The organism is Leptospira weilii (genome assembly GCF_006874765.1).
Lineage (GTDB): Bacteria > Spirochaetota > Leptospiria > Leptospirales > Leptospiraceae > Leptospira > Leptospira weilii.
Genome location: NZ_CP040840.1, coordinates 520,001 through 542,855, shown reverse-complemented (window position 1 = coordinate 542,855; position 22,855 = coordinate 520,001). Strand labels below are relative to the sequence as shown.

General features: G+C 40.0%; 18 protein-coding genes and 1 pseudogene (1 of these 19 only partly in view). 8 read left to right on the top strand and 11 right to left on the bottom strand.

Translation table 11 applies throughout. The annotated features are described in order from the left end of the window. The first annotated feature begins 25 nt into the window (after window positions 1–25). Both FHG67_RS02695 and FHG67_RS02690 read left to right on the top strand, forming a co-directional pair. A complete protein-coding gene (locus tag FHG67_RS02695; protein WP_232423439.1) occupies window positions 26–1,378 on the top strand; it encodes an MFS transporter in 1,353 nt (450 codons plus the stop codon). Window positions 1,379–2,045: 667 nt separating this feature from the next. Then, window positions 2,046–2,255, top strand: a complete 210-nt coding sequence (locus FHG67_RS02690; protein ID WP_002629717.1) for a hypothetical protein — start codon at window positions 2,046–2,048, stop codon at window positions 2,253–2,255. 319 nt (window positions 2,256–2,574) lie between these two features. On the opposite strand, the gene FHG67_RS02685 is transcribed toward FHG67_RS02690, so the two are convergent. Beyond that, window positions 2,575–3,366 (bottom strand): LIC13212 family protein, encoded by a 792-nt coding sequence (locus tag FHG67_RS02685; protein ID WP_002629724.1) that lies wholly within the window; start codon window positions 3,364–3,366, stop codon window positions 2,575–2,577. Between the two features lie 76 nt (window positions 3,367–3,442). On the opposite strand from FHG67_RS02685, the gene FHG67_RS02680 reads away from it, so the two are divergent. The 4 genes from FHG67_RS02680 (at window position 3,443) to FHG67_RS02665 (ending at window position 6,833) form a co-directional block, all read left to right on the top strand. Next, window positions 3,443–4,666 (top strand): hypothetical protein, encoded by a 1,224-nt coding sequence (locus FHG67_RS02680; RefSeq protein ID WP_004500219.1) that lies wholly within the window; start codon window positions 3,443–3,445, stop codon window positions 4,664–4,666. A gap of 107 nt (window positions 4,667–4,773) precedes the next feature. Continuing rightward, window positions 4,774–5,358: a cytochrome C oxidase subunit IV family protein gene (locus FHG67_RS02675; RefSeq protein ID WP_002629714.1), complete on the top strand. Its 585-nt coding sequence runs from the start codon at window positions 4,774–4,776 to the stop codon at window positions 5,356–5,358. A 198-nt stretch (window positions 5,359–5,556) separates the two neighbouring features. Further along, complete coding sequence (locus tag FHG67_RS02670) at window positions 5,557–6,201, top strand: LIC_13215 family putative lipoprotein (RefSeq protein WP_004500227.1); 645 nt, start codon at window positions 5,557–5,559, stop codon at window positions 6,199–6,201. A 131-nt stretch (window positions 6,202–6,332) separates the two neighbouring features. Further along, on the top strand, window positions 6,333–6,833 hold the full coding sequence (locus FHG67_RS02665; protein WP_004500235.1) for a hypothetical protein: 501 nt from the start codon (window positions 6,333–6,335) through the stop codon (window positions 6,831–6,833). Between the two features lie 316 nt (window positions 6,834–7,149). Here the strand turns inward: FHG67_RS02665 and FHG67_RS02660 are convergent. The 6 genes and pseudogenes from FHG67_RS02660 to FHG67_RS02630 form a co-directional block, all read right to left on the bottom strand. Beyond that, window positions 7,150–7,437, bottom strand: a pseudogene (locus FHG67_RS02660) (IS66 family transposase); the annotation flags it as partial. 353 nt (window positions 7,438–7,790) lie between these two features. Further along, window positions 7,791–8,183, bottom strand: a complete 393-nt coding sequence (locus FHG67_RS02655) for a hypothetical protein (protein WP_004499744.1) — start codon at window positions 8,181–8,183, stop codon at window positions 7,791–7,793. Window positions 8,184–8,251: 68 nt separating this feature from the next. Continuing rightward, on the bottom strand, window positions 8,252–8,818 hold the full coding sequence (locus FHG67_RS02650) for a gamma carbonic anhydrase family protein (RefSeq protein ID WP_004499738.1): 567 nt from the start codon (window positions 8,816–8,818) through the stop codon (window positions 8,252–8,254). A gap of 380 nt (window positions 8,819–9,198) precedes the next feature. Continuing rightward, window positions 9,199–11,607 (bottom strand): phenylalanine--tRNA ligase subunit beta, encoded by a 2,409-nt coding sequence (gene pheT, locus FHG67_RS02640; RefSeq protein WP_004499749.1) that lies wholly within the window; start codon window positions 11,605–11,607, stop codon window positions 9,199–9,201. Between the two features lie 73 nt (window positions 11,608–11,680). Next, complete coding sequence (locus FHG67_RS02635) at window positions 11,681–14,536, bottom strand: DEAD/DEAH box helicase (RefSeq protein ID WP_004499736.1); 2,856 nt, start codon at window positions 14,534–14,536, stop codon at window positions 11,681–11,683. Continuing rightward, window positions 14,537–15,262, bottom strand: coding sequence for a 7-carboxy-7-deazaguanine synthase QueE (locus FHG67_RS02630; RefSeq protein ID WP_004499748.1), 726 nt, complete (start codon window positions 15,260–15,262; stop codon window positions 14,537–14,539). It lies immediately after the preceding gene. Window positions 15,263–15,636: 374 nt separating this feature from the next. Between FHG67_RS02630 and FHG67_RS02625 the strand changes: the two genes are divergently transcribed. Next, entirely contained in the window at window positions 15,637–16,539 is a 903-nt protein-coding gene (locus tag FHG67_RS02625; protein ID WP_002556247.1) for a lysophospholipid acyltransferase family protein, read from the top strand. Between the two features lie 323 nt (window positions 16,540–16,862). Here the strand turns inward: FHG67_RS02625 and dinB are convergent, their stop codons facing one another. The 3 genes from dinB to ompL47 all read right to left on the bottom strand — a co-directional run bounded on the left by dinB (window position 16,863) and on the right by ompL47 (window position 19,917). After that, window positions 16,863–17,951: a DNA polymerase IV gene (gene dinB, locus FHG67_RS02615; RefSeq protein ID WP_036075781.1), complete on the bottom strand. Its 1,089-nt coding sequence runs from the start codon at window positions 17,949–17,951 to the stop codon at window positions 16,863–16,865. 27 nt (window positions 17,952–17,978) lie between these two features. Then, a complete protein-coding gene (locus FHG67_RS02610) occupies window positions 17,979–18,734 on the bottom strand; it encodes a ComF family protein (protein WP_002556242.1) in 756 nt (251 codons plus the stop codon). An 85-nt stretch (window positions 18,735–18,819) separates the two neighbouring features. Next, window positions 18,820–19,917, bottom strand: a complete 1,098-nt coding sequence (gene ompL47 / locus FHG67_RS02605; RefSeq protein WP_004499733.1) for a multi-beta-barrel domain surface protein OmpL47 — start codon at window positions 19,915–19,917, stop codon at window positions 18,820–18,822. An 87-nt stretch (window positions 19,918–20,004) separates the two neighbouring features. Here ompL47 and FHG67_RS02600 point away from each other — a divergent pair, with 87 nt between their 5' ends. Then, window positions 20,005–20,682 carry a flagellar filament outer layer protein FlaA gene (locus tag FHG67_RS02600; RefSeq protein WP_004496551.1) on the top strand — a complete coding sequence of 226 codons (678 nt, stop codon included), beginning with the start codon at window positions 20,005–20,007 and terminating at the stop codon, window positions 20,680–20,682. A gap of 213 nt (window positions 20,683–20,895) precedes the next feature. On the opposite strand, the gene FHG67_RS02595 is transcribed toward FHG67_RS02600, so the two are convergent. Then, window positions 20,896–22,855: the 3' portion of a PAS domain-containing sensor histidine kinase gene (locus tag FHG67_RS02595; protein WP_004499747.1), read on the bottom strand. It continues 407 nt past the right edge of the window; the window shows 1,960 of its 2,367 coding nt (coding positions 408–2,367); the start codon falls outside the window, past its right edge — the gene reads right to left on this strand; its stop codon occupies window positions 20,896–20,898.

Genomic DNA, 22,855 nt, shown 5'->3' with positions numbered 1-22,855 from the left:
TATATTTCGAAATTTCTAGTTAGAAATAAAAAGGCAACCTATGCAGAATATTAAAAGAGCCCCTTTTCGAGAAATTCTCGGCTGGTGCATGTTCGATTTTGCGAACTCATCTTATACGACCGTCATTATCAGCGTAACATACGGAATCATTTTCAGTCAATTGGTCGTTCCCTCCTCCTCAAACCAAGAAAATCCGTTTGAATACGGGAATCTCCTCTGGTCGATCGCTCTCGCAATTTCTTACCTTCTCGTGGTCATAACGGGACCCGTTTTTGGGGCAATTACCGATTATTCCGCGCGTAAAAAGCAGTTCTTATTTTACAGCTATATCTTTTGCATTATTTCAACGGGCGCTCTCTGGTTCGTAATTACTCCCGGGCAGTATCTATTGGCCTTCATTCTTATTGTCTGTTCCAATTTCTTTTTTGCCTCCGGAGAAAACTTTGCTTCCAGTTTTCTTCCCTATTTAGGACCGAAAGAAGATCTGGGCAAAATCTCAGGTTACGCTTGGGGAATCGGATACTTCGGCGGAATCGCTGCCGTAGCATTAGTCAATACTTTGGGTCCTAAGACTATGGCAAATTTCAATAGCCTTCGTTTGGTCGGTCCCTATACCGCATTCTTCTTTTTGTTTGCGGGAGTTCCCACCTTTCTTCTTTTGAGAGAATACACGGCAGGAAAAGAAAAGCCGGAAGGACTTTCCTATCTCAAAATCGGAATCGAAAGAGTGACTTCCACAATGAAAGAAATTCACAAGTTCCGCGATATGGCCTTATATCTTGTGTCTCTGTTTTTTGCGATGGCTGCGCTTGGAATCGTAATCAGTTTCGCTTTTATTTACGGCGCGCAGGAGATCAAAACGGAAGAAAAACACGAGATCGCAATGTTTCTATTGATCCAGCTTTTTGCCGCAATCGGAGCGATCGTATTCGGCTACATTCAAGATAAAATCGGTGCGAAGAAAACCTTCAATATTACGCTTTTATTATGGATCATCTGCTTGTTACTAATCTATTGGGTGAAAGACTTAACCGCGTTTTTGGTCGAAATCGGGATTCCGACAACGCAACAATGGGTGTTCGTAGGAACAACTGTATTTGCCGGAACCGGACTCGGAGCCACACAATCCGCAAGCCGCGCGATCATAGGTCTTTTTGCTCCGGAATCCAAATCGGGAGAATTTTTCGGTCTCTGGGGCTTATCCGGAAAGATAGCGGGAGCGTTCGGTCTCGTTGCAGTCGGGGGATTGCAAGTTCTCTTCGATTTAAGAAATTCCTTTTTGGTGGTTTCCGTTTTTTTTATCGTCTCTCTTCTCATCAACTTTCTCGTAGATGAGAAGAGAGGAATTCAAGCTGCTATCGATTATCAGGAAACGTAATCGTATCTCGGTTCAATTTAAAATTTAAACTTGTACCCGAAAGCTGGTTCCAAACCTTGGAATGTGGGAATTCCTATAAGAATTTAACAGCGAAAAAGACCGTTCGAAAATCATAAATAACGTGAGTTCGGCGGTTGAAAATGAGAGAAAATTTTCTAAAAGTAGGAGTCCCTACTTTTAGAATTTGTTCGTAAAATTGCGATTTGTTCTAACGCTTCTCACGAAAAAATAATCCCGTACTCGGCCGTAACGCCTTTCACTCAGATCAAAACGTTCAGGTGAACTTATGACAATTTTATCCAGCGCTTCACACTATGAATTTTTTGCGAGGCGCATTAGTTCCCACATTTTAAGAATAGATTTATAAAGTTCAAATTCCAACTTCCCATAGAAAAATGAATCATGGGTTTCTTACGCAAAACCCACGTTAAATATCATCTCTATTTTTACTTTAGTTTTGAATCCGCCCCAAAACCATTCGATCTTATCAGAATCTCCGCGGATCGCTGGAATTGTTCCTACGTTTCGGACGGACTCTTTTATGTACTTATTTATAGAAAAAGATAAGAGTTTAAGATTATTTTCAATCCTACTTTACTTCATAGAAGTAAAGTAACTTGCTTTTTTCCGGAATTACGCTATCCTTTCGTAAAGGCAAAGGATCGGAATGGCTTTTCAAATCGAGGACGAGTTCGAATCACATCAGAGTCAGCGTAAATTAGCCTTATCTACGATCGACGAGTTGACTCAAACAAAATTGGATCTATTGGAAGCTGGAAAAGAAGTTCCAAGATTTATCAACCTCGCAATTTCCTATCTCAATAAGAAATATCTCACCGAAGAGAAAGTCATCAGCGACTTTCTAATCAAAAAGTAATCTCAGATCGACTTCCCCTCTTTTCCCGATTCTCGAATTAACAACTTCATCTAAAACGTCTACTTAACTTTACTCATCTTTACAGAATAGAATGTCCAAAATTCTGCGTTTATCTAACGCGATTTCGGTATAACAAATGCGAAAACGATTCTATGTTTCGACCTGAATGCCGATCCATAGAGAGGCATTCGCTGAGTTAACGCGACCCATAGGAGGAAGTCGTCGTATTTTAGTTTCTTATTCGCCCAAACTTTTTTAGGCCGAACTCACGTTAAATTAGTATTTTTTAACGAATAGATTCCAAATAAAAAAACGAAAATCAATGAAACTCAAGCATCTTGGAAATCATGATTTTTTGATCCAACTCCATCGCGTGGAGTTTAAGAGCTACCATCTTATCCACTTTTCTCAAATATCTTTTGTATTGAAGAATGATCTGTCTTTGTTTATTATAAGGAAGAGGATTCGCAGCATCGTGCAATTTTGTGATCACGCTCGCCGGAACGGGTTGAATCGGATTATCGGGCCAAAGGAAATCCGTGTCATGGCTAGAAAAGAACTCCAAAAGAATTTCACTATTGTTGTTCGGAGTTCTTTTTCCATCTCCTAAAAAAGTCGGTCCTTTGGGAGAATTATTAATCAGACGTCTCATCTCTCGTATAAAAACTTCCCCTTTTGCGTTCGTTCTTTTAAACTGAAGAATGATTTTGTCCAAGGATTGTCCGTCCGTTCCCGGATAAATATAAATTTTAGATTGATAGAGATACGTTTTGGGATAATCGGCAAATGATTGACCGAGACCCAAATCAAGTTCAAGATATTGTTTATTCTCTTTATCCTGGAATAAAAACTTTACGGCTTCGCGAGGTTCGTCCTCGATATAACGAAGGGCTTTTTTATAGGTTTCGTTTCCAAGAAGATTATTGATCCTTAGGATATTCCCGGCAATTGACGAGTGAAGATTATCCACTTCGATATCCGTAAAACCGCCTTTACGCACGGTTTCGATCTGCTTTATTTCTTCCTTTTCTTCCAGAGTTAGTACCTTTGGCGCGGCTCCCAAACCTGCGATGGAAAGAATTACCAGAAATGATAAAATACGGATGTTCATAGGTTTACTCTTATCCAAATTATCGAAATTCTGATCCCCCATTCTTGATTTTACAAACCAAAAATTTCAGGAGATTATGACTCGTTATTGCAGATTCAACGGATTTTTTGAGGAAGAGTTAAGGTCCGAAAATATCGCTCCGGAAAAACTGGACTTAAAAAACCGATCTTTGGAAAATCTATTTTTTTTCTTCCAATCGATTTATGACACATCAACGACGTTTTTTTTAAGCGAACCTCCCGATCCAAATTGGATCCGATTTTGGGAAAAAAGAGGAATTCGATTTTGCAAGTCTCAATTCTTAAAAAGGAACTCTAACAAAAATCTTCAATCTTTACCGATCGATTCGATCCGAACTTGGGAAGAATGGGGTTCGATTTCCGATCTGAATGATTCGGGTGAAATTCTTTATTCTCCTCAAAAAGCGGAACTTTCCAAAAGACTAAATTCCAAAATCCTTTTGACCCGTTGGAAATCGGAACGGGGTTTTCAAGATATTCCCGCCGTGATTTTGGAAAAACCTCCTTACCTTTCCATGTTAATCTCGGAACTAGAACCGGATAAAATTGTCCTCAAACCGGAGTTTAGTTTTTCAGGGAGACATAAAATTCTTAAATTCTCTTCCATTGCTTCGGAGAATTGGGAAGAGCTTGATTCAAAGAAAGTTTTTTCTTGGTTTCCCTGTGTCGCGGAACCTTGGGTTCTAAGAACGTATGACTTTTCAGGTCTTTATGATTTTTCCCACGGAGTTTCCGCCTTTTGCGGAAGTACGATCCAAATCTGCGACCAAAAAGGAAAGTACAACGGCGCTTATCTTCCTTCGAAAAAAGAATCCGAACTTTTCTTTTCTCTTCTTGAGCCAGTCGTGAAAGAACTATCCAAAAGTTTTTCTCCCGAGTATGAAGGCCCAGTTTCACTCGACGGCTTTGAGTTCTATTCTCAAAATACGAAAAAAATACAAAGAATCAGCGAAACGAACCATAGATGGTCTATGGGAAGAATTTTGCTCGAACTTTCAAAATCCATCATCCTCAAAGAAAAAAGAAAGGAATTCGGTAAGAATCTTTCTATTCTTCCTTTACAACTGAAAGAAACAATTCCGGAATATTCGGAATGGATTTCAGACTGGGGTAAAACAAGAGGAATTGAAATTCTCCCTTTGACTCCGGATCGATTTGCATCTGGAAAACCTTATGGAATTTCTTGGATCCTTTTGAGCTTTTTAGAAAATTCTCAAGAAACGATGCAAAGGAGAATTGAAAAGTTTTATTACGAGTGGAGGAAGCGGATTCTCCGCTGAAATGTACTTGAGGCTTTTTTAGACCTTGCCAAGATGTCCTTTAAGGTTGCGGTTTTACCCGCCCGGAAACCATCCGCAATTTCTGCGGTTCACATTCAGGATAAAAAATGGAACTGTTTTTAAACTACGCTCTTTACATAATCGTTAGCATCGGGTTTCTGATTCCCTTTACCGGGTTTGTAATCGGAGCCGGAGCAATCGTCAACGCGACTCTCGCGGGGTTTACTATTAACTTTCTTTCCCAAGTTTTAGAAGAAAATAAACTCCAAGACTTCATCGCAAGAAATAAGGATAATAAATTTGGAAAAGCTCTTCAAGACGCAATTTTAAAAGGCCAGGAAAAGTTAAAAGGCGCTGCGACGCCTCCTGCTCATGCGGAAGAAAGTCATGGCTCACACCACATCATTTCGGTTAAAACCTATTCTATAATTTTTGCTACTTTGATTTTCTTCACTTTCGTTACTGTGTGGGTTGCCGGAATCGACTTCGGAGCTATGAACGTAATTATTGCGATGGCCGTAGCAACCGCAAAGGCTTCTTTGGTCCTCGGTTATTTTATGCACCTTAAATACGATACAATCATGAACCGAGTAATTTTCGGTTCCGGTTTTTTCTTTCTTCTCCTCCTCTTCGGATTTTCCGCCGCGGATATTTTTACAAGATTTAAGGTCTTACTTTCTTTCGCGTTTTAATCGATAAACCGATTCATTTTTGAAAATCCGAAAAGCCGATCTTTAAGGTCGGCTTTTTTTACTCTTTCGAATATATTTCAAAATCCGAAGAAACAACTACCGACAAACTCCTCCCTTATTTCAGTGAATTGGAATAAATTGGTTGACTCGCTATTTCCACCGAAGAAGTTCTTTTTCATTTTCTGGGAGCATTATCGTATGAAGCAAAATTTAATTCGTATTGTCTCGATATCCTTTATCTTAGCACTTGCCATACTGAATTGTAAAAAGGAACACGTACAGAATCCAAACGCGAAAATAGTCGAAATTCCATCTCTCGGGCTCGGACTCGATTACGAAAATTGGAATTTTAGCGACGATCCAAAACTCATAAACCAAGCCGAACAAATGGCGTCAAACTCAGATAACTCAACCACAATTAAAAAAGCTTTAGAAGTTGTAGGAATCAACTTTTTTCTTTTTGAATATCCCCAAGGAAGTCCGGAAGTGAGAACATTCAATACGAATATCAATTATACGATGGAAGATCTTTCTAAACAACCGAGAGAGTTTACGTTAGACGATTACATTGCCGCAATCACTGGTCTTTATCCTTCCGTGTTTCAAAAATACGAAATGACCAATCCTCCCAAAAAATCAAAAATTCACGGTATAGAAAGCGCGCTTTTAGAAAGCAGATTCGAACAACCGGTCGACGGTAAAAATCTGAAACTTCACAACTATCAAAGAATTTTTATCGTGAACCAAAAAGCTCACGTCTTTACCGGAACTTTTTTGGAAACAGACATACAATCCAAAGGACCGAAAGTCCGTGAAACTTTAGGAAAATTCGTGAAATTGTAAGTCGGGATTTCTCGATTTGACTTAATTTTTGAGAACCGCTGTACTTTTACAAAACCGACCGCTTATTTTCGAGTATCATTTTCACACGTCCGAGTAGTAAGCGACATTCCTGAAAAGGACAGAGCTTAAGGATGAAATTTTTTCAATCAGAACGAATTCAATTATTCTTATGGATATTTCTCCTGTCTCCGCTTTCAACGGATAAAATACGGAGCCATGATATTACATTTTCGGATTATTTTAAAGAAGAAGCTGCCAGTTATCCACTTTATTTAAACTTCAAACTGAACAACAATCTTTCCGCAATGGTTCGATTACCCACTAAAATACCGGGCAATTATCGGATCGTACTTGGCGGAAACACTCAGTTTCCCTCCGAATTTATATCTTTATTCAAAATTTCGTTAAACGGAAAAGGTCACAAGGAACTTCCGTTTCAAATCAGAAAGCCAACCAAACAAGGTAAAATTTTTTCAAGCATTGATTTTTCAATTCAGGAAGGAGACGCTTATCGAAATAATTACGTCGATTTTAGTATTGGGGTTATAGAAGAAAAAGTGAAATTTCTTAGTCCGAAAAACGCAACCTTATTCCACCAAAACTTCTTGGAATTCGGGTTCGGGAAAAGATGAATTCAAAATCTGAAAGGCACTGCCAAAACCTTAAAAAACGTGAGTTCGATGTAACTACTCATATCTACATAATAGAGGGTCCAAAATTCTGCGTCTAAACGTGGGATTTATGCTCAAATTAACGGTACTTTATTTTATAGGGATCAGTAATACGGAAGTGATTATTATGTTGCGATCCACAGAGAGGCTCCCACAAGTTAAGAAAGCTTTTGGGATAATAGGGATTAAAAACTGGTATTTTTCAAGTGTTCCGACAAGAATGATACTTTTTACTTGCAAGAAGTATGATTTTCTGATAGAGAGAAATCGTAAGCGCCTAATGAAGCCCAGTCTCTCTGAATTGAGGTAAATCCTTGCAAGCAAGAGTTCTCGGGTGCGTTTCCCAAGATTTAAAAAGCTCCCGCAAAAACGCATATGGATCGAAACCTGCGAGCTTCGCACACTGAATCAGAGAATAAAAGCCCGCACTCGCAGTTGCCCCTTCTGGACAACCGGAGAAAAGCCAGTTCTTTCTACCGACAACAAAAGGACGAATATCATTCTCGACAAGATTCGTATCCAACTGTAACTCGGGACGATCTAAAAATAAAATCAACTTTTCCCAAAAAGAAGTTTAGCAGATTTTTTACGATAGTGAAAGGTGGGGTTCATTAGGCGCTTACGTTTATTCGCCCCACCCCGCCCAAAATTAGGGAAAACTCAGGCACAACGCTTCCTAAACTCAGTAAACACCTTCCTATGGGTCGGTGTTTAGGTCGCGTTGATTCTACAACTGCGTTGTAAGCCACTCACGTCGCTTTTGCTGTTCGATGGATTTTAGGAATACTACACTTCCTATGAAACATTTTCGAGCAAAACAAATTCACCTTCTTAATTTCAGTTTCATTCAGCGGAAAACATCACAAGGAACTCCATTTCAAAAAATAATTCAACGAAGAGTAAGCATTCAAAAGTCGCTCAATTATTTTCCTCCAGGTTCAGCAGTACAGCTCCCCTTTTTCCATTTGGTAATGTCATATGCCCTAATCCGCCTAAATACAATCTAAGTTGATAATTCCCGGAAGAGGTAGCAAATTCAATATCATACCAAGAACTATAATGCCACCTCATTAACATTTTATCGTCTGGTCGAATTCTTTCGGCTTTGTCAAGCAGTGTTAAAAATTTTGTTTGATTCAAAACCGATCCTGCATTAGTAGAAAGAGACCTCATTCTGAATGTTATTATCTCATTCGATCTCGGTAATTTTTCTATGAAAATAAAAGTTCCGTAAGGGTTTGTCTCTTGGGAAGGCAAATAACCACTCATAAACAAAATTACAGTGCGTGTAATTTTAAATAAGAATATCATTTTTATAGTTTCCAAAATCCTAATGTTATATATTAACGATATTTTTATTTCGAGTTAGCCAATACATCTTATTTCTTCATTATCCCCATTCCCTTTAAAATTTCTTTTGCCTTGTTCTGAAATTCAATTTCTTCTTCCGAAGTGAAAGGACCGAAAATTCCTTTTTTAAATCTTTCGGAAAGAGCGATGTATTCCAAACATCCGGCCACGCTCAAAACCGGCTTTGCTTTTCCTTCGAAAATTTTTAGCTCTCCGTTCTTTTGTATGACCATAGCCCCAGGCGGAATCTTCCTCCCGCCGCGAATCATACAACCGGCCATCACCATTGCACCGTCTCCGATTTCAGCCTCGTCTAAAACGATACTTCCGATACCGATCAGACAACCTCTTCCGATTTTACAACCATGCAACATTGTATTATGACCGACTAACGTATAATCTCCGATCGTAATTTCCCGGCTCGAATCCGTATGTAGAGTAGAATTATCCTGAATGTTCACTCCCTCCCCTAAAACAATCCGATTCATATCCGCGCGGACGACCGTTCCCGGCCAAAGGGAGGAATACGGTCCCATTTCCACAATACCTATCACAGTCGCTTGAGGATGAATAAATGCAGTTTTATGAATATTCATATTTTTTTATGCCCTTCCCGAAACCAAGTATTTCCAGTTCGAAAAGACGGAATACTTTCAAAAATTAATCTCGAAACTTAGAGTCGGCCTCAAAACTGCGCAAACTCATTTTAAATTCAAGTAGGAGTTCCCACAAAAATCGTTTTTTTTGTATAAATTCAACCATTTTTAGGTTTTGAGGCCGACTCTTAACAAACCAAAATTAGGAAAGAGACTCCTCAATGACTCTGAAAAAATAAAACTTCCTCGAATTTTATTTCGGAAGAATTAGAGTGCGGTTTCGAACAATTTTTCAGAACGACAATCTGCTGAAATAGGTAAAAATAAATTTTTACCTAAACAAAAGCGAAATTTTAAAAAATATCCTTTTTAAACAAAGACTATCTTAAAACGAACCCGTTCTTTCCGGCAAGAGCAACTAATTGATCGGAAATTTCCTTGATTCTTTCCTGAGTGAATGTTTTCTCGTAATTCACCAATCGAAAACGATAGCTCACGGATCTCTTTCCATCCGGAACGTTACCGCCTGCAAATTGGGAATATACCCAACCCTCCTGAAGTTCCGGAATATTTTCTCTTTTTACGAGATCGGTAAACAAGTTGGTGTTTTCTCTTTCTCCTATCAAAATCGAAAGATCGATTTCAGCTTCTGGAAATTGGGAAGGGGCGTTAAATCGCGAAACTTTGCGGTTGGCATTCCAAATTTCCACAAGCTTTTCGAATTCTAAAGAACCGTAGATCACTCTTTTTTTGAGCTCGAAAGAATCCAAAACCGCGGGATGAACATATCCCAAATTTCCGATCTGCTTAGAACCCACGTCCAAGGACAAACTCGCTCCAGGATGAAAGAAAGCTTCCGGTTTGGCTTTCCATATATATTCGAAAATACTAATATATTTCAAAAGGGATTCGATTTGCTTTCTCACTTTTAGGAAATCATCTTCCAGAAGTTTTAGATCCGATTCGGAATTTTTTCTATCAAAGGAAATCGCAAAAGAAAAAAACTTTTTTTCGTTATCCGGCTCGGGTATATTAAAATAAGCGCGACCAAATTCAAAAATTTTGACTTCTGAAAATCGGTCCTGATTGGTGCGAACGTTTTTCAAAAGGGAAGGTAAAAGAGAATTTCGAAGTACCGATTGTTCTTCCGGCATTTCATTTTTAATCTTTACCGAAAACTTAGGATCTCCATCCAATTCGTTTTCTCTGGGAGATTGAAACGAGTAATTGAAAACTTCGTGATAACCGAGGTTTCCCGCAAAAAATACCTTACACTTCTTTTCCAGCTCCCTGCTCAGATTTCTAATCGGAGTTTTGACTTCGGCTAACAAAGGAGCCACTTGAATCGTATCGTAACCTCTGGTTCTTCCGATTTCCTCCACAAGGTCCTCCGGAATAGTCACGTCGTAGTTATGGCGAAATTTCGGAACCAACACTTCAAGACGGTCTCCCTTCCAGGAAACCACAAAATGCAATCTTTCTAATATATCCGTTATATCCCCTTGAGACAAGGTAATTCCTAACTTCGTATTGATAAAATGAATATCCGTGTGGATGCGAACTTCCTTATGCGGAATATGTAAAAATCCGACCGGCTCGGAAGCCTTCAAAGACGGACAACCGTTTTCTTTCAAAAGATTGAGGGCGCGACGAATTACAGGAAGAGTCGTAGTAGCTTCGAGTCCCTTTTCGTAACGAACGGAAGAATCGGAACGAATTCCAGTGGAACGAATGGATTTACGAATTTTTTCTCTTGCAAACACGGCGGATTCCATCACGATTTCCGTCGTAGTATTTTGAACGGCGGATTCCTTTCCACCCATGACACCGGCGACCGCAACCGGTTTTCCTTGATTACGAATGAGAAGAATTTCTTCTTCCAAAGAAGGTGACGTTTCGTCTAAAAGTGCAAAGCTTTCCCCTTTCTTCGCGTAAGAAACTTCAAGAGAAACCCCACCTTGACTTTCCAAAAACTTCTTATCAAAAAAATGAGTCGGCTGCCCCATCTCCAGCATCACGTAATTGGAAACGTCTACAATATTGTTGATAACTCGAATCCCGCATTTCTGCAATCTAGATTGAAATTTTCTTTTGGAAGGAATTACGGAAATCTCGCAAATCGAAGAGGCGTAATAGGAATGCGCATTCTGATTTTCTAATACTCTTGGAAGTTCGACCGAAAGATCAAAGTTCCAAAGAGATTCGAACGGATTGAACACAACAGGCAATCGAAGTTGGGAAGCGAGTTCTCTCGCAAAACCGAAATGACTCCAAAGATCCGGTCTGTGTGTTATAGATTTATTATCGATATCAAATATAATATCTTCATAATGTAATAAAGAGCGAATCGTTTTGCCAATCTCGGCTTCTTCGATTCCGTTCAAAATCCAGACCCCGCTACTTTCTTCCGACAAGGAAAGTTCCTTTTCCGAACAGAGCATTCCCGAACTTTTGACTCCTCTGAGCTCCGATTCTAAAATTTCCCTATCTCCCAGTTTCGCCCCCGGAACCGCAAGAGGAACTAAATCTCCCGCTTTTACGTTAGTCGCTCCAGTTACGATTTGAGATTTAGAACTTCCGTCGAACACTTCCGCAATCTGAAGTTTATCCGCGGAAGGATGTTTGTCCAAAGATTCGATTCTTACAATTTTTACGAAGTCCAGTTCGGGACGAAACGGTATGACACTGTCAATCTCGCAAACGGAGACTGCGATCTTCTTTAAAATCACATCGAGCCCCACCTCCTTCAAAGGTGTAAAATCATTCATCCAATCTAAGGAAAGTTTCACGTCGTCGACTCCGTTCCAATTACTAAGATCCAGAAACTTCGATTAAAATCGGATGTCGAGCAGGAAAACTCTTCTAGACTCGGTTCGGAAGATACACTTGAAAGAGCTGAAAACGATGCTGAATGGTTTTACCGTTTCTCACCTTACGAAGCTCAAGATCAAAATCTTCCTTCACCTTTTGAATCTCGTTCCGAGTCCGATTCATTGCCGATTTTTTTTCGGGCTTTCCTTCCCATTTGAAAGCCGCCTCTTGACGCATTAATTTTTCTTCGAGCTGTCGAAGCGTGTTTTGGTTGCTCGTTCTGATTTTGAATTCTTCCTTTTGGAAAAGATCCAAAGTTTGATCCCCGAGTTCCTTTTTTCTAAATTCAACAATTTCATCCAAAACCAAAAAGGTCCGAATTAAGCTTTCTTCTAAATTGGTAGGAAGTCCGGCATGAGAAGACGTGGAAACAGAAGACTCTGAGAGAGAATGAGATTTTCTAAGTTCTTCGGGTAGCTCTTCGACTTGCCTCACGGAACCTGTTTTCGGATTCGTCTCGAAATAAAAAAGTTCCGCTCGATTGAGGGTAAACTGAAACTCCACAAGAAAAACATAATATTCTTTATTGGAAACGGAATGAAAGGAAGTACTCCACCCTTTTTGGTTCTGAATCAGGTACGAAACGGTTTTGTCGATCAACGGGTGCCCGAAGGCCAAAAACTCCAAGCTATCGTTCTGAAGCGCGAGTTCAGAATCGAAGGTTCCGTATTTCCCCTTATACTGGGAAGAATCGATCTCGTAAATCTGAGGTTTTTTCCGAATCAGTTTAAAACCCGCTTCTTCCGGAAAGATCTTGGTAAAACGAGAAACAAATTCCTCCAAGTGAGTATTATTAAACGAACGTTCTTCGAGCGTGTGATTGTAATAATCCAAAAGATTAAAGTCAATCAGTTTCGGAGTTACAAGAGCGCCTAACTTTTCAAAACCTTTCTTGGCGATTTTGATACGATTATCAATCTCCTCCTCCATTTCCGTTCTGGATTTATTTCCGGTGACAAATTTCATAAAGGAAGAATTAAAATCCAATTCGTCCTCGATTGCACCGAGTAATTCGTCTGAAGACCCGATCGATTCTTCAAAAAGACGAATTTTATTCGTGAGCACTTCCAAAACTCTTTCCGCAACAGTATCCTTGCTGGCAAAGTTGAAGATAAACACGTTGTCCTTCTGACCGAACCTATGAATCCTCCCGATTCTTTGTTCGATTTTGAGCGGACTCCAGGGCAGATCGTAATTGAATAGAACGTTCGCAAATTGGAGATTTCTTCCTTCTCCGCCCGCCTCCGTGCAGATCAGAATTTCCGTTTTCGTTTTAAATTCTACGATCGCATTTTCCTTTGCGTCTGCGCTGAGAGAGCCGTGAAACAGGGTGACTTGAAAATCGGAAAGAACGCCAGCCAAGAAATCCTGAGTCGTCCTAAATTGTGTAAATATGATAAATTTCGAATGTCCTTCTTTTCGAAGCTTGAGGATCGTTTCTTTTAACTTGATCGACTTTTTGTCTTCTTTGATTTTTTTTCCCAAAAGAATCAGTCGATTCAAAGAAAGAAGCTCCCTTTTTAAACTTTGAAGATCAAGTTGCACGGATTCGTCCAAACCGGAAACAAATTCTTCCACGTCCTCGGTTTCGTCCAAATCCCATTCTTCCAATTTAGATTCCATTTGCTGAATATGATGAAAACGATTTTCCAAAAGGAACTTTCTTTTGGTAAGGGCAGAAATAAGCGCAAACACGGAAGAATCCAACAACTTTTGGAATACGATCATTACGAATCCGATCGCCCGGTTTTGTGTTCTCATCGCAAGATTGTATTCTCGTCTAACGTAATTCGTGGTCTCTTCGTAAAATTCCCTTTCAACGGCAGAAAGTTCGATTCTTACCGTTTTAGCGAATCGTTTCGTAAACCCGCCGACCTCTATCTTTCTTCTTCTTAAAAGAACCTTGGAGATTTTATCTTTGAGGTCGGTTTTGTTTCCTAGAATATAATCGTTTACGAATGTATGGTACGGACCTAAAATATTCGGATCAATCAGATGCATAAGATAATAAAGCTCTTCGAGTTTTCCTCGAAATGGAGTCGCGGTCAGGAGAAGAAGACATTCGCACTTTTTGGAGATTTTTTCGGCAAAAAGATAAGAGCGAGTAATTTTATGATAATCCCTTCTGAGTCTATGAGCCTCGTCGAAGATAACAATATCCCACTTCGTTTTGAGAATTTCCTCTGCGTACTTCGGATTTTTGATAAAGTCTACGGAAGTGATGATGTGTTGAAAATTTTTCCAGTTTTTGTCGCCGTCGGTGCTAAAATTCCTTCGCTTAACAATTTCAAAATCTTCGTTAAACTTATTTTTTAACTCTTGCTGCCACTGAACCAAAAGCGGAGAAGGTGTTACGATCAAAACTTTTTTGTAACCTCTTCGAAAGATCAGCTCCTTCATAACAAGAGCGGCTTCGATCGTTTTTCCTAGACCGACTTCGTCCGCGAGAATAAAACGAGGACGAAGACTATTGACTACGATGTAAGTCGACTCGATCTGATGCGGAAGAAGCCTAGTTCTCGAATTGGAAAGCGCGGAAAGTTTATCGAATGCGTGGGTCAACTTTAACTCGTACGCGGTCAAGGCGAGATCCATCAATTCTCCCTGCTGACTTACGTTTCTCAAAGGAGAGGGATAATCCGGAAGAATTTTTAAATACGGGGAATTTTCCGAAACCGTCTTTTTAGAAGAGATCGCCGCAAACTCGATCGTAACCCTCCCATCGATCGAAGAGACGATTTTTCCAATTCCAGACTCCGGAGAATTAGTAAGATAACAAAAATCCCCTCTATATCCCGAACGCGATTTGGATTCGAAATCGAGGCTGAGTTGTAAAGCGCCTTCCAACTAAACTCCCCTCTTATCGCCCCAAATGTATTTATGAGTTTGAAGGGAAAGGCGAAGTCCCGAACTTAAAGAGGATTTCAACCATTCTGAAAGAATTTCGGGAGACAATTCCCCTTGTACCGGAGAAGCCAGGAGGTTTCCGGACAGTCGATGAGCTTCAATCACTTCGAGACATCTTTCAAAATCGTTTCTATCGCGGATCACGAACTTAATCTCATCCAATTCGTTCTTTCGTTTATTATAAATTTCTAAATTTCTTAAATTCATCCGACTTTCCATTCCCGAACCCGGAAGCTTATAATCCAAAGTAAAAACGAACTGATCCAATCCCTCGATGGATTCCGCCCCATTAGTTTCCACTCTCGGCCTCGGATATGAATTGGAGGATTTTCTAGTTCTAAAAATTTCGTCACCTAAAGCGAGGCTGAAATCTCGATTCCTTCCTTCGAGAGGTTCTCCTCCGGTTAAAAGAACCTGTGTGCATATCGGACTCAATTCCTGAATTCGATTCAAAACCCGTTTCAAATCCATTTCCTCACCAGCGCTCGGAGACAAAGCATACGGCGTATCGCACCACAATTTTTTTCCGGTCACCATTCCGCACCGAAGAGAACATCCCGCCATACGTACGAATACTGTCGGGATGCCCGTCGAAATTCCCTCTCCGGAAAGAGAAAGATAAATTTCATGTACGGAAGTTTTCAAATTGTCCATGGGTTCTTTCAAGTACAAGGTTTTTCTTCGAGCAAACAATAAGATCGTAAAAAAATAAAAAGACAAATTCCAGAATTTCCGACCCGCCCTTTAAGGTCAACTCCCGGAGCTTTCATTTTCAAAACGTGGATTTTTTTCCTTAGACAAAATGGTAATCTTGCCTAGAAAACGTTGACCTTTTTTTGACTTGATAGAAAGGAAAAATATCTTTCTACAAATAGCGGGAACTCAGTAAGCTTACCGTAAACCCGCCTTATATACAGAATTTTCCGTAGAAAAGCCAAATGATGAAACCATTTCTTCTGTCTCTAAATGGTCGATCTTTTGCTTGTCAATCCAGGCAGTAATCGTTCCTTTTGTATTAAAAGAATGATCTCGGAGTCCTCTTGATTCGTTATATACCATCATTTATCTTTGTTTATTTATTTTATCTTCCGTTCCGAATCCTACCATATCGTTTCTGTCTTTTATATGGAAGGTTCCTGGTTTTCCTTCTTTATCCGTTTGCAAAAAAACACAGAAAAATTGCGTACGAAAATATTACTCACGCGTTCCCCGAATATACGGAAACACAAAAAAAAGAACTCGTTTGGAAGAGCATTCTTCACATTGGAAATCTTGTCGCGGGCACTTTGTTTGCTCCTCGTTTGAATCAAAAATGGATGGATCGTTATCTCGTTTATGATCCCGAATCTTTAGCGATTGAAAAGAAAACAAACGAAGAAGGTATCGGAGTCGTTTTGATTTCGGGCCACTTCGGAACCTGGGAAATTTTAGTTCAATTTATGGGAATTCGTATGAAAGGCGGAGGGATTTATAAAAAAGTAAGAAATCCGTTCGTGGATAAATTGATCTACAAGCTCAGAACGAAAAACGGAATCAAACTTGTTTCCACGGAAGAATCCAGTCAAGTAACCAAGATGTTAAAGCAAGGTTATTGGGTAGGATTCGGTTCAGATCAAAACGCCGGTAAAGTCGGTATTTTCGTAAACTTTTTCAACCGCCCCGCGTCCACCTATCAAGGTCCCGCTTTGATGGCTTATCTCACGGGAGCAAAAATGCTTTTGTATTCGGTTCTCTGCGGTGAGAATGGGAAGGTAATTGTTCGAGTTAAAGACTTAGGTTATGTAGATAAAAAAGCGTTTCCAGATCGTGAAACGGCCATTCGTCATTACACGGAGGTCTGGACAAAAGCCTTAGAAGAAGAAGTAAAACTTTATCCCGAACAATACTTCTGGGTTCACAGACGCTGGAGAACAAAACCGGGAGATTTCCCGAGTCAAATTTGAGTTATCGTAGTTAGGAATGTCCTGTCTAAAATATTAATATATTATAATATTTTCACGCAATTCCGACAGATTTATCTTCGGATCCGAGTATTTGTGGATAAGGTTATGGTTCGAACCTATAGCAGAATCAGCTTTTTGTAACGGAATCCGGATAAACGAACTCGATTATATAACCAACTCCCGAATACTAAAAGTCGTCGATGTTGCTTATCTCAATATAATAGAGTGTCTAAACGCGGGATTTATGCTCAAATTAACGGTATTCTATTTTATAGGGATTAATAGTAAATTTAAATTCTGAGAAAAGTTTAATTTTTTGAATATTATAAATTTGGAAACAGCATTGGTTCTTCGTCTGTTGAATTAGGATGAGAAAGATTAATCCCTAAAAGCCGAATTGCTTTAATCGAAACTTGTTTTCCGTTTTTGATCTCAAAAAATTCCTCAAAAAGTTCCGCCGCTACGGAATAAAGTTCATCCGCACTAAAAATAGGTTCCGATAAAGTTTTCGACCTTGTTCTTAGTTTAAAATCTTGAAATTTGATTTTGAGAGTCAAAGTTTTACCGGCAAAATCTCTTTCTTTTAATCTTCTTTCTACTTCGACCGCAACTTCCCTTAGTTGTTGCAGCAGGTCTTCCCGATCTATTTTATCCTGATCGAACGTATTTTCCGCACCCAAAGACTTTCGTTCCCGACAAGACTCTACCTCTCTCTCGTCTTCTCCTCTGGAAATTTTATAATAGTAGATCCCCATCTTTCCAAAATGTTGAATGAGTTCGTCTATGTTTTTTGCCCTAAGATCTTTTCCGGTATAAATTTCAAGCTCCTTCATCTTCTGAGCCGTGACCTTCCCTACGCCGTGGAAACTACTTACAGGCAGAGGGTCGATAAAAGCGATCACGTCGTCGGGTAGAACTACGGTGAGTCCGTTCGGTTTGTTTTTTTCAGAAGCGAGTTTGGCGATAAATTTGGAGTTACCGACGCCAGCGGAAGCGGTCAGCTCTGTGCGTTTAAAAATTTCAGAGCGGATCTCTTTGGCGATCGTTACGGCAAACGGAATATTCTTTTTATTGAATGTGACGTCCAAGTATCCTTCGTCCAAGGAAAGCATTTCAACACGATCCGTGTATTCCAAAAAGATTTCACGAATTCGATTGGAAACTTCCTTATATACTTTAAAACGGGGAGGTACAAAAATCGCTTGAGGCGCAAGTTGAGCCGCTTTGGAACAAGGCATTGCGGAACGAACCCCGAATTTACGAGCCTCGTAAGAAGCGGCAGCGACAACGGATCTACCATTAGGAGGACCGCCCACAATTAACGGTTTTCCTTTGTATTCAGGAAAGTCCCTTTGTTCGACGGATGCATAGAATGCATCCATATCTACATGAATGATTTTACGTGGCTCCATATTCGACTTAAGTCAAGTTATAGATATCTAAACATTCGTAATGTCTTTTTCGATTTCACCTCCTTTCCCTTCTGTTCGAACCAAAGTCAAAATTCGAACAGATTCGGCTCCATTTTGAATGAGAATTCTTGCCAACTCATTTGCGGAAGCGCCCGTGGTAAACACGTCATCGACCAGAAGATAATTTCCTCTTAACTTTCCCTTATATTCCTCTTTGATTCGAAAAGCAAGTCTTGCGTGCATAAAACGGTCTACAAAACTCTTACCCGCCTGCTTTTCATCGCTTATCTTTTCAATCGGATGTAGCAACGGAAAGGGAAGAATATTCTGTAATCGTTTCAGAGCGAAGTCGCAGGACTCAAACGGCCTCCGTTTATTTTGGGTATACCATTTGGTTTTTGTGGAAGGCATAAGCATAATTCCGGAAAAGTTCAGATTCCTCCAAGATCTTAATTCTTTTTTCATGCCCAAGCAAAGATAAATCGAAAGCAAATAAACGGACTGCAACTTAATACGGTTTATCACCTTTGCCAAAAAAGGAGTTCTTCTTTGTAAAAATTTCAATTCTTCAAAGAATACGTTCCTCGAGTTGCAATAGAAACATTCTTTTGTTGTTTGTATTTCCTTGCAAACCTCGCATAAATTTTGAGTGCGGATTAAAAAAGTCGCATTTTCCAAATGACATAGTTTACAAATTCCGATTTTGGAAGAAAAAAAGTCGTACCTTCCGCAAAATTCACAGCTGACCGGAAGAAAATAATCTAAAAATTTCCAGGGCTTCACTACCGATTACGGTTTTATGAAACGCTTAAAAGGCACAAAAAAGCCCGGAAAATTCCGGGCTTTTCTTCATTCCTGCCAGATTTTTTTACTTCTTGGCTGGAGGAGTTGCAGGCTGAGTCGGCTTTGTAGTAGAAGTAGGAGTCGTGGACGTAGGTTCAACGGACGTAGTAGTAGGTTTGCTTCCGTTAGAACCGGCTTCTATTTTACGGATTTGTGTCGTAGGCGGATTCACATCCACCGAGAAGCTGACTTTTTTCGTTTCACTTTCGTTTCCTACGTTGTCGATTGCTTTCGCCTCAATCGTATGCTCACCTTGAGCATCAATTGTGATCGGCTCGGCATAAGCGACGAAATCCGGGGCGTTATCTACTTTAATCAAAATTCTTTTGATTCCAGATTGCCCATCCACGGCTTTGATCGTAAAAGAATTTCCTTTTCTGGAATACGTTTTTCCATCGATGATTACCAGAGGGGTGTTTCCTTGGATTTCAATTTCCGGTTTCACATCATCTAAGGTTACAACGAGAATCGCTTCGGAAGAAGAATTTCCGGAATTGTCCACCGCGGAATATTTAATCAGATTCACACCCGCTTTCTCTAATTTGATCGGCTGGTTGTCGTAAGGTCTCATGTCCCCACCATTGATGGAATACTTTATTTCTTTCACTCCGGAAAGAGTATCCGACGCGGAGATGGTATAGGTTACATTTTTGGATCCGAAGTTGTATCCGTCTAGATTGTAAAGGATTTCACTCGGAACGATTTTTACGGTCGGAGCCGTATTGTCCACCACCACTACGAGTGCTTTTGCAGGCTCTTTGTTTCCCGCTTTATCCACGGCTCTGTAGGTAAGGCGGTTAACGCCTTCCTTAAGGATCGTGATAGGAGAAGTATATTTAGCGTAATCCGCTTCGCCGATTTTATATTCGATGTAATCAACGGTACTGGAATCATCCTGTGCGGAAATTTCAAAAGAACTTTTGGAATTCACGTAAAGATCCGCCTTCTTTATTTCCTCCGACGAAGTTGTCGAGCTTTGATCGGTTTTTGTTTTTGTAGAACTTTCGGATTGTCCTTGTGTTTCTGCCTTGGGATTTTCATCCAAATCTTCTTGAGCCACCAATGCTATGGTAACGAACATTAAAAAAGCGATTGCGAGTCTTACGAGAGAAGAACCCTTCATTTTGCGTACTCCTATGGATTAGGTAATTAGTTTTTTGACGATATTGGGATAGTGGAAACATTTGGAAGGAGCCTGTCAACCGATTCTATGAAAAAAATACTCTTCTCTCACATCCATTCTACCGAGAAACGAAATCGCCTTTTTATTGTAATACTATTTTTATTCCAATTGTCTTTCTCACCGAGTGCGGAAGAAAGAACTTCGTCGGAAATTTGGAAACAAATCACCGTGGAAGATTTCGAAACAAAAGAATGGAATTCTAAAAATCTCAAAACACGTTTATCCAAGGAGTATTCTCCGGATATAAGAACCTCTTCTCTTTTACTCAGCCCGGAAAGAAATTCTTCCAAAAGTCTTCTTTTGGAAATCCCGGCGGAAAAAAACCAATCCTTCGAAATTCTCTGGGAACAATCCTGGAAAACGAAAGGTTTCGTCCAAGAATTTCAGTTTCACATCTATTCTTCGGGATCAGGAGCCTCTCTCTATGTTTTACTCCGAGACTCCACTTTAGAAGTTAAGAAAATTCTAATCACTCATCTCAACTTTGAAGGTTGGAAGAAAATCAAACTCAACGTAGTCCGCAAAATCAGACAAGAAGACATCGTATTTTCCAAACAGATTCCCGTCGAATTTTTGGGCCTCCTTTACGAAGCTCCTTTTACGATGAAGCGAGGTTCCAGAGATTTATTAGCGATAGACGATATAGTCGCAATCGTTAGGGATAAAAATCGAATGTTCTCCGGCGACAAAACTTTGATTCGATGATTTTTTTCACTTTTTCGTTCCTTTGCGAATATCCATTCCTACATATGCTTTTTATTACGTTTTTCTGTCAGAAGGATCAAACACGCATTTTTGGTAGTGTTCCGACAAGAATGAGACTTTTTACTTGCAAGAAGTATGTTTTTCTGATAGAGAAAAATCTTCCGAGTCTTTCCGCCTATTTCGCGACCCGTACAGAGCGAGATAGGCGCCATTTTAGCTTGTGTTCGTTTCGGAGATCGGAAGTCTTACAAAAAAAGAAGTTCCTTGGGGAGAAGTCTCAAATTGGATTGTTCCTCCGTGCGTTTCTACGATTTTCTTTGCGATGTCCAAACCCATTCCCGATCCTTCGCCCGGGGCCTTTGTAGTGAAAAAAGGTTCGAAAATTCTTTCTTTCGCGAATGCGGAAATTCCGGGTCCCGTATCGGAAATAACAACTTCCACTTCGTTTTCTCCCACACGAGAAATTCGAATCCCTAAAATCCCTTTGAAGGACATTGCTTGTACGGCGTTGGAGATCAAATTCGTCCATAGATGGATGAGATCGTCCGCATAAGCTTGAATAGGCGGAACGTCTTTATATTCCCTATTGATTTCCACTCCAATTTTCAGTTGATTATGATAAATCGTAAGAACGGTTTCTATACTTTCCGCAATTACCACCGAGGTTTTGATTCCTTCCGAACTCCAGTGAGTGAACTTTTTGAGAGCATAAACGACTTTGGAAGTTCGATTCACAGATATGTCGATCAACTTGGAATTTTGAGAGGCCTGAATTTCCGCAATCGCAAAATGTAATAGTACCTGCGCGTTCTTATCATCCGTAAACAAATTTGGAAATTCTTCCACGGAAGAATCCAAACCAAGTTCCGCCAAGTCTTGCGCAACCGAACGAGGATTTTCGAATCCTTTTGCTTTCAGTTTTACTTCAAGCCTTTTTATTTTCTCGCGAATTTCCTTAGGAGATAAGATTTCCCGATTTTTTTTCCCCTTTTTTATGAATGTATTGAGTTCGTTCAATACGACTACATTCAATCCCTGTAGGATTTCGGAGACTTGAACGATTCGATCTGTGGAACTTTCGAAATAATTCTGTATGGAATCATTCGCCGACTTGACAACTCCGATGGGATTGTTGATTTCGTGCGCGATTCCGGCCGCTAATTGACCTAATGAGGCCATCTTTTCGGATATGATCAATTGATTTTGGGTTTTTTTCAGATCCTTCAGAATTTCTTCGAGTTCTTGCTTTTGTCTTTCGATCAATTTATTCTGATCGGAGATTTCCTTATTCAATTTTCTCAGAGATTCCGCTTCTTTTTTTTCCGAAATATCTTTTACAAGATTGATCGCACAAAGTTTTCCGTTGATTTCAGCTAACGTGCTGTAACATTCCGCGTGAATAATTTTTCCGTTTTTACCATGGAAAATCAACTCCTCATCCACGAGTACGTTCTTTTGAGACAATTTATCGAAATATTCTTTTCTTTGAGCCGGATCGGGCCAAATGTTCAATTCTATACTCGTCTTTCCGATTGTTTCTTCTCTCGTAAATCCGAACAGGTTCAAAAAACTATCGTTGACCTCGACGTATCTTCCATCATGCGCGGATGAAATCGTCGTCGCAATCGGACTGAAGGTGAACACCTTCGAGTAAATTTCCTGAGCGGGACGAAGAGCCTCTTCCGCCAGATGCCTTTCCGTGATGTCTTGGGCCGTTCCGATACCGACGGTCGAATCTCTAAATTTTCCCTTCCCGGCAAGGAATCTATGTTGTCCGTCTTTTCTTCGGATTTGATAAACGAACTCTACGGTGCAATCCGTAATTTCCTTTTGTGTCTGGCTTTTTGCGAGAATGTCGAGGATATGGGCCTTATCTTTCTCATCGACAACATAAGTATTTAAGAACGTGGACAAGTGTAAGGTTTTGGATTCCTTGGCATCGTCGTATCCGAGCAAGTATTGGTATTCTTTAGAGAGAACAAGTTCTAAAGTTTGTATATTCAGACTCCATCCTCCCAATTTCGCATAACGTTGAACTTCGGACAATTCGGTTTTTACGGTTCTAAATCCGAACAAAGCGTATTTCATCAAAATCGCTACGAGTATAAAAGAGCCAATTTCTCCGATCAAGGAGGACCAAGGTCCCGCACTTTTAGCGGGTCGAATCACTTCG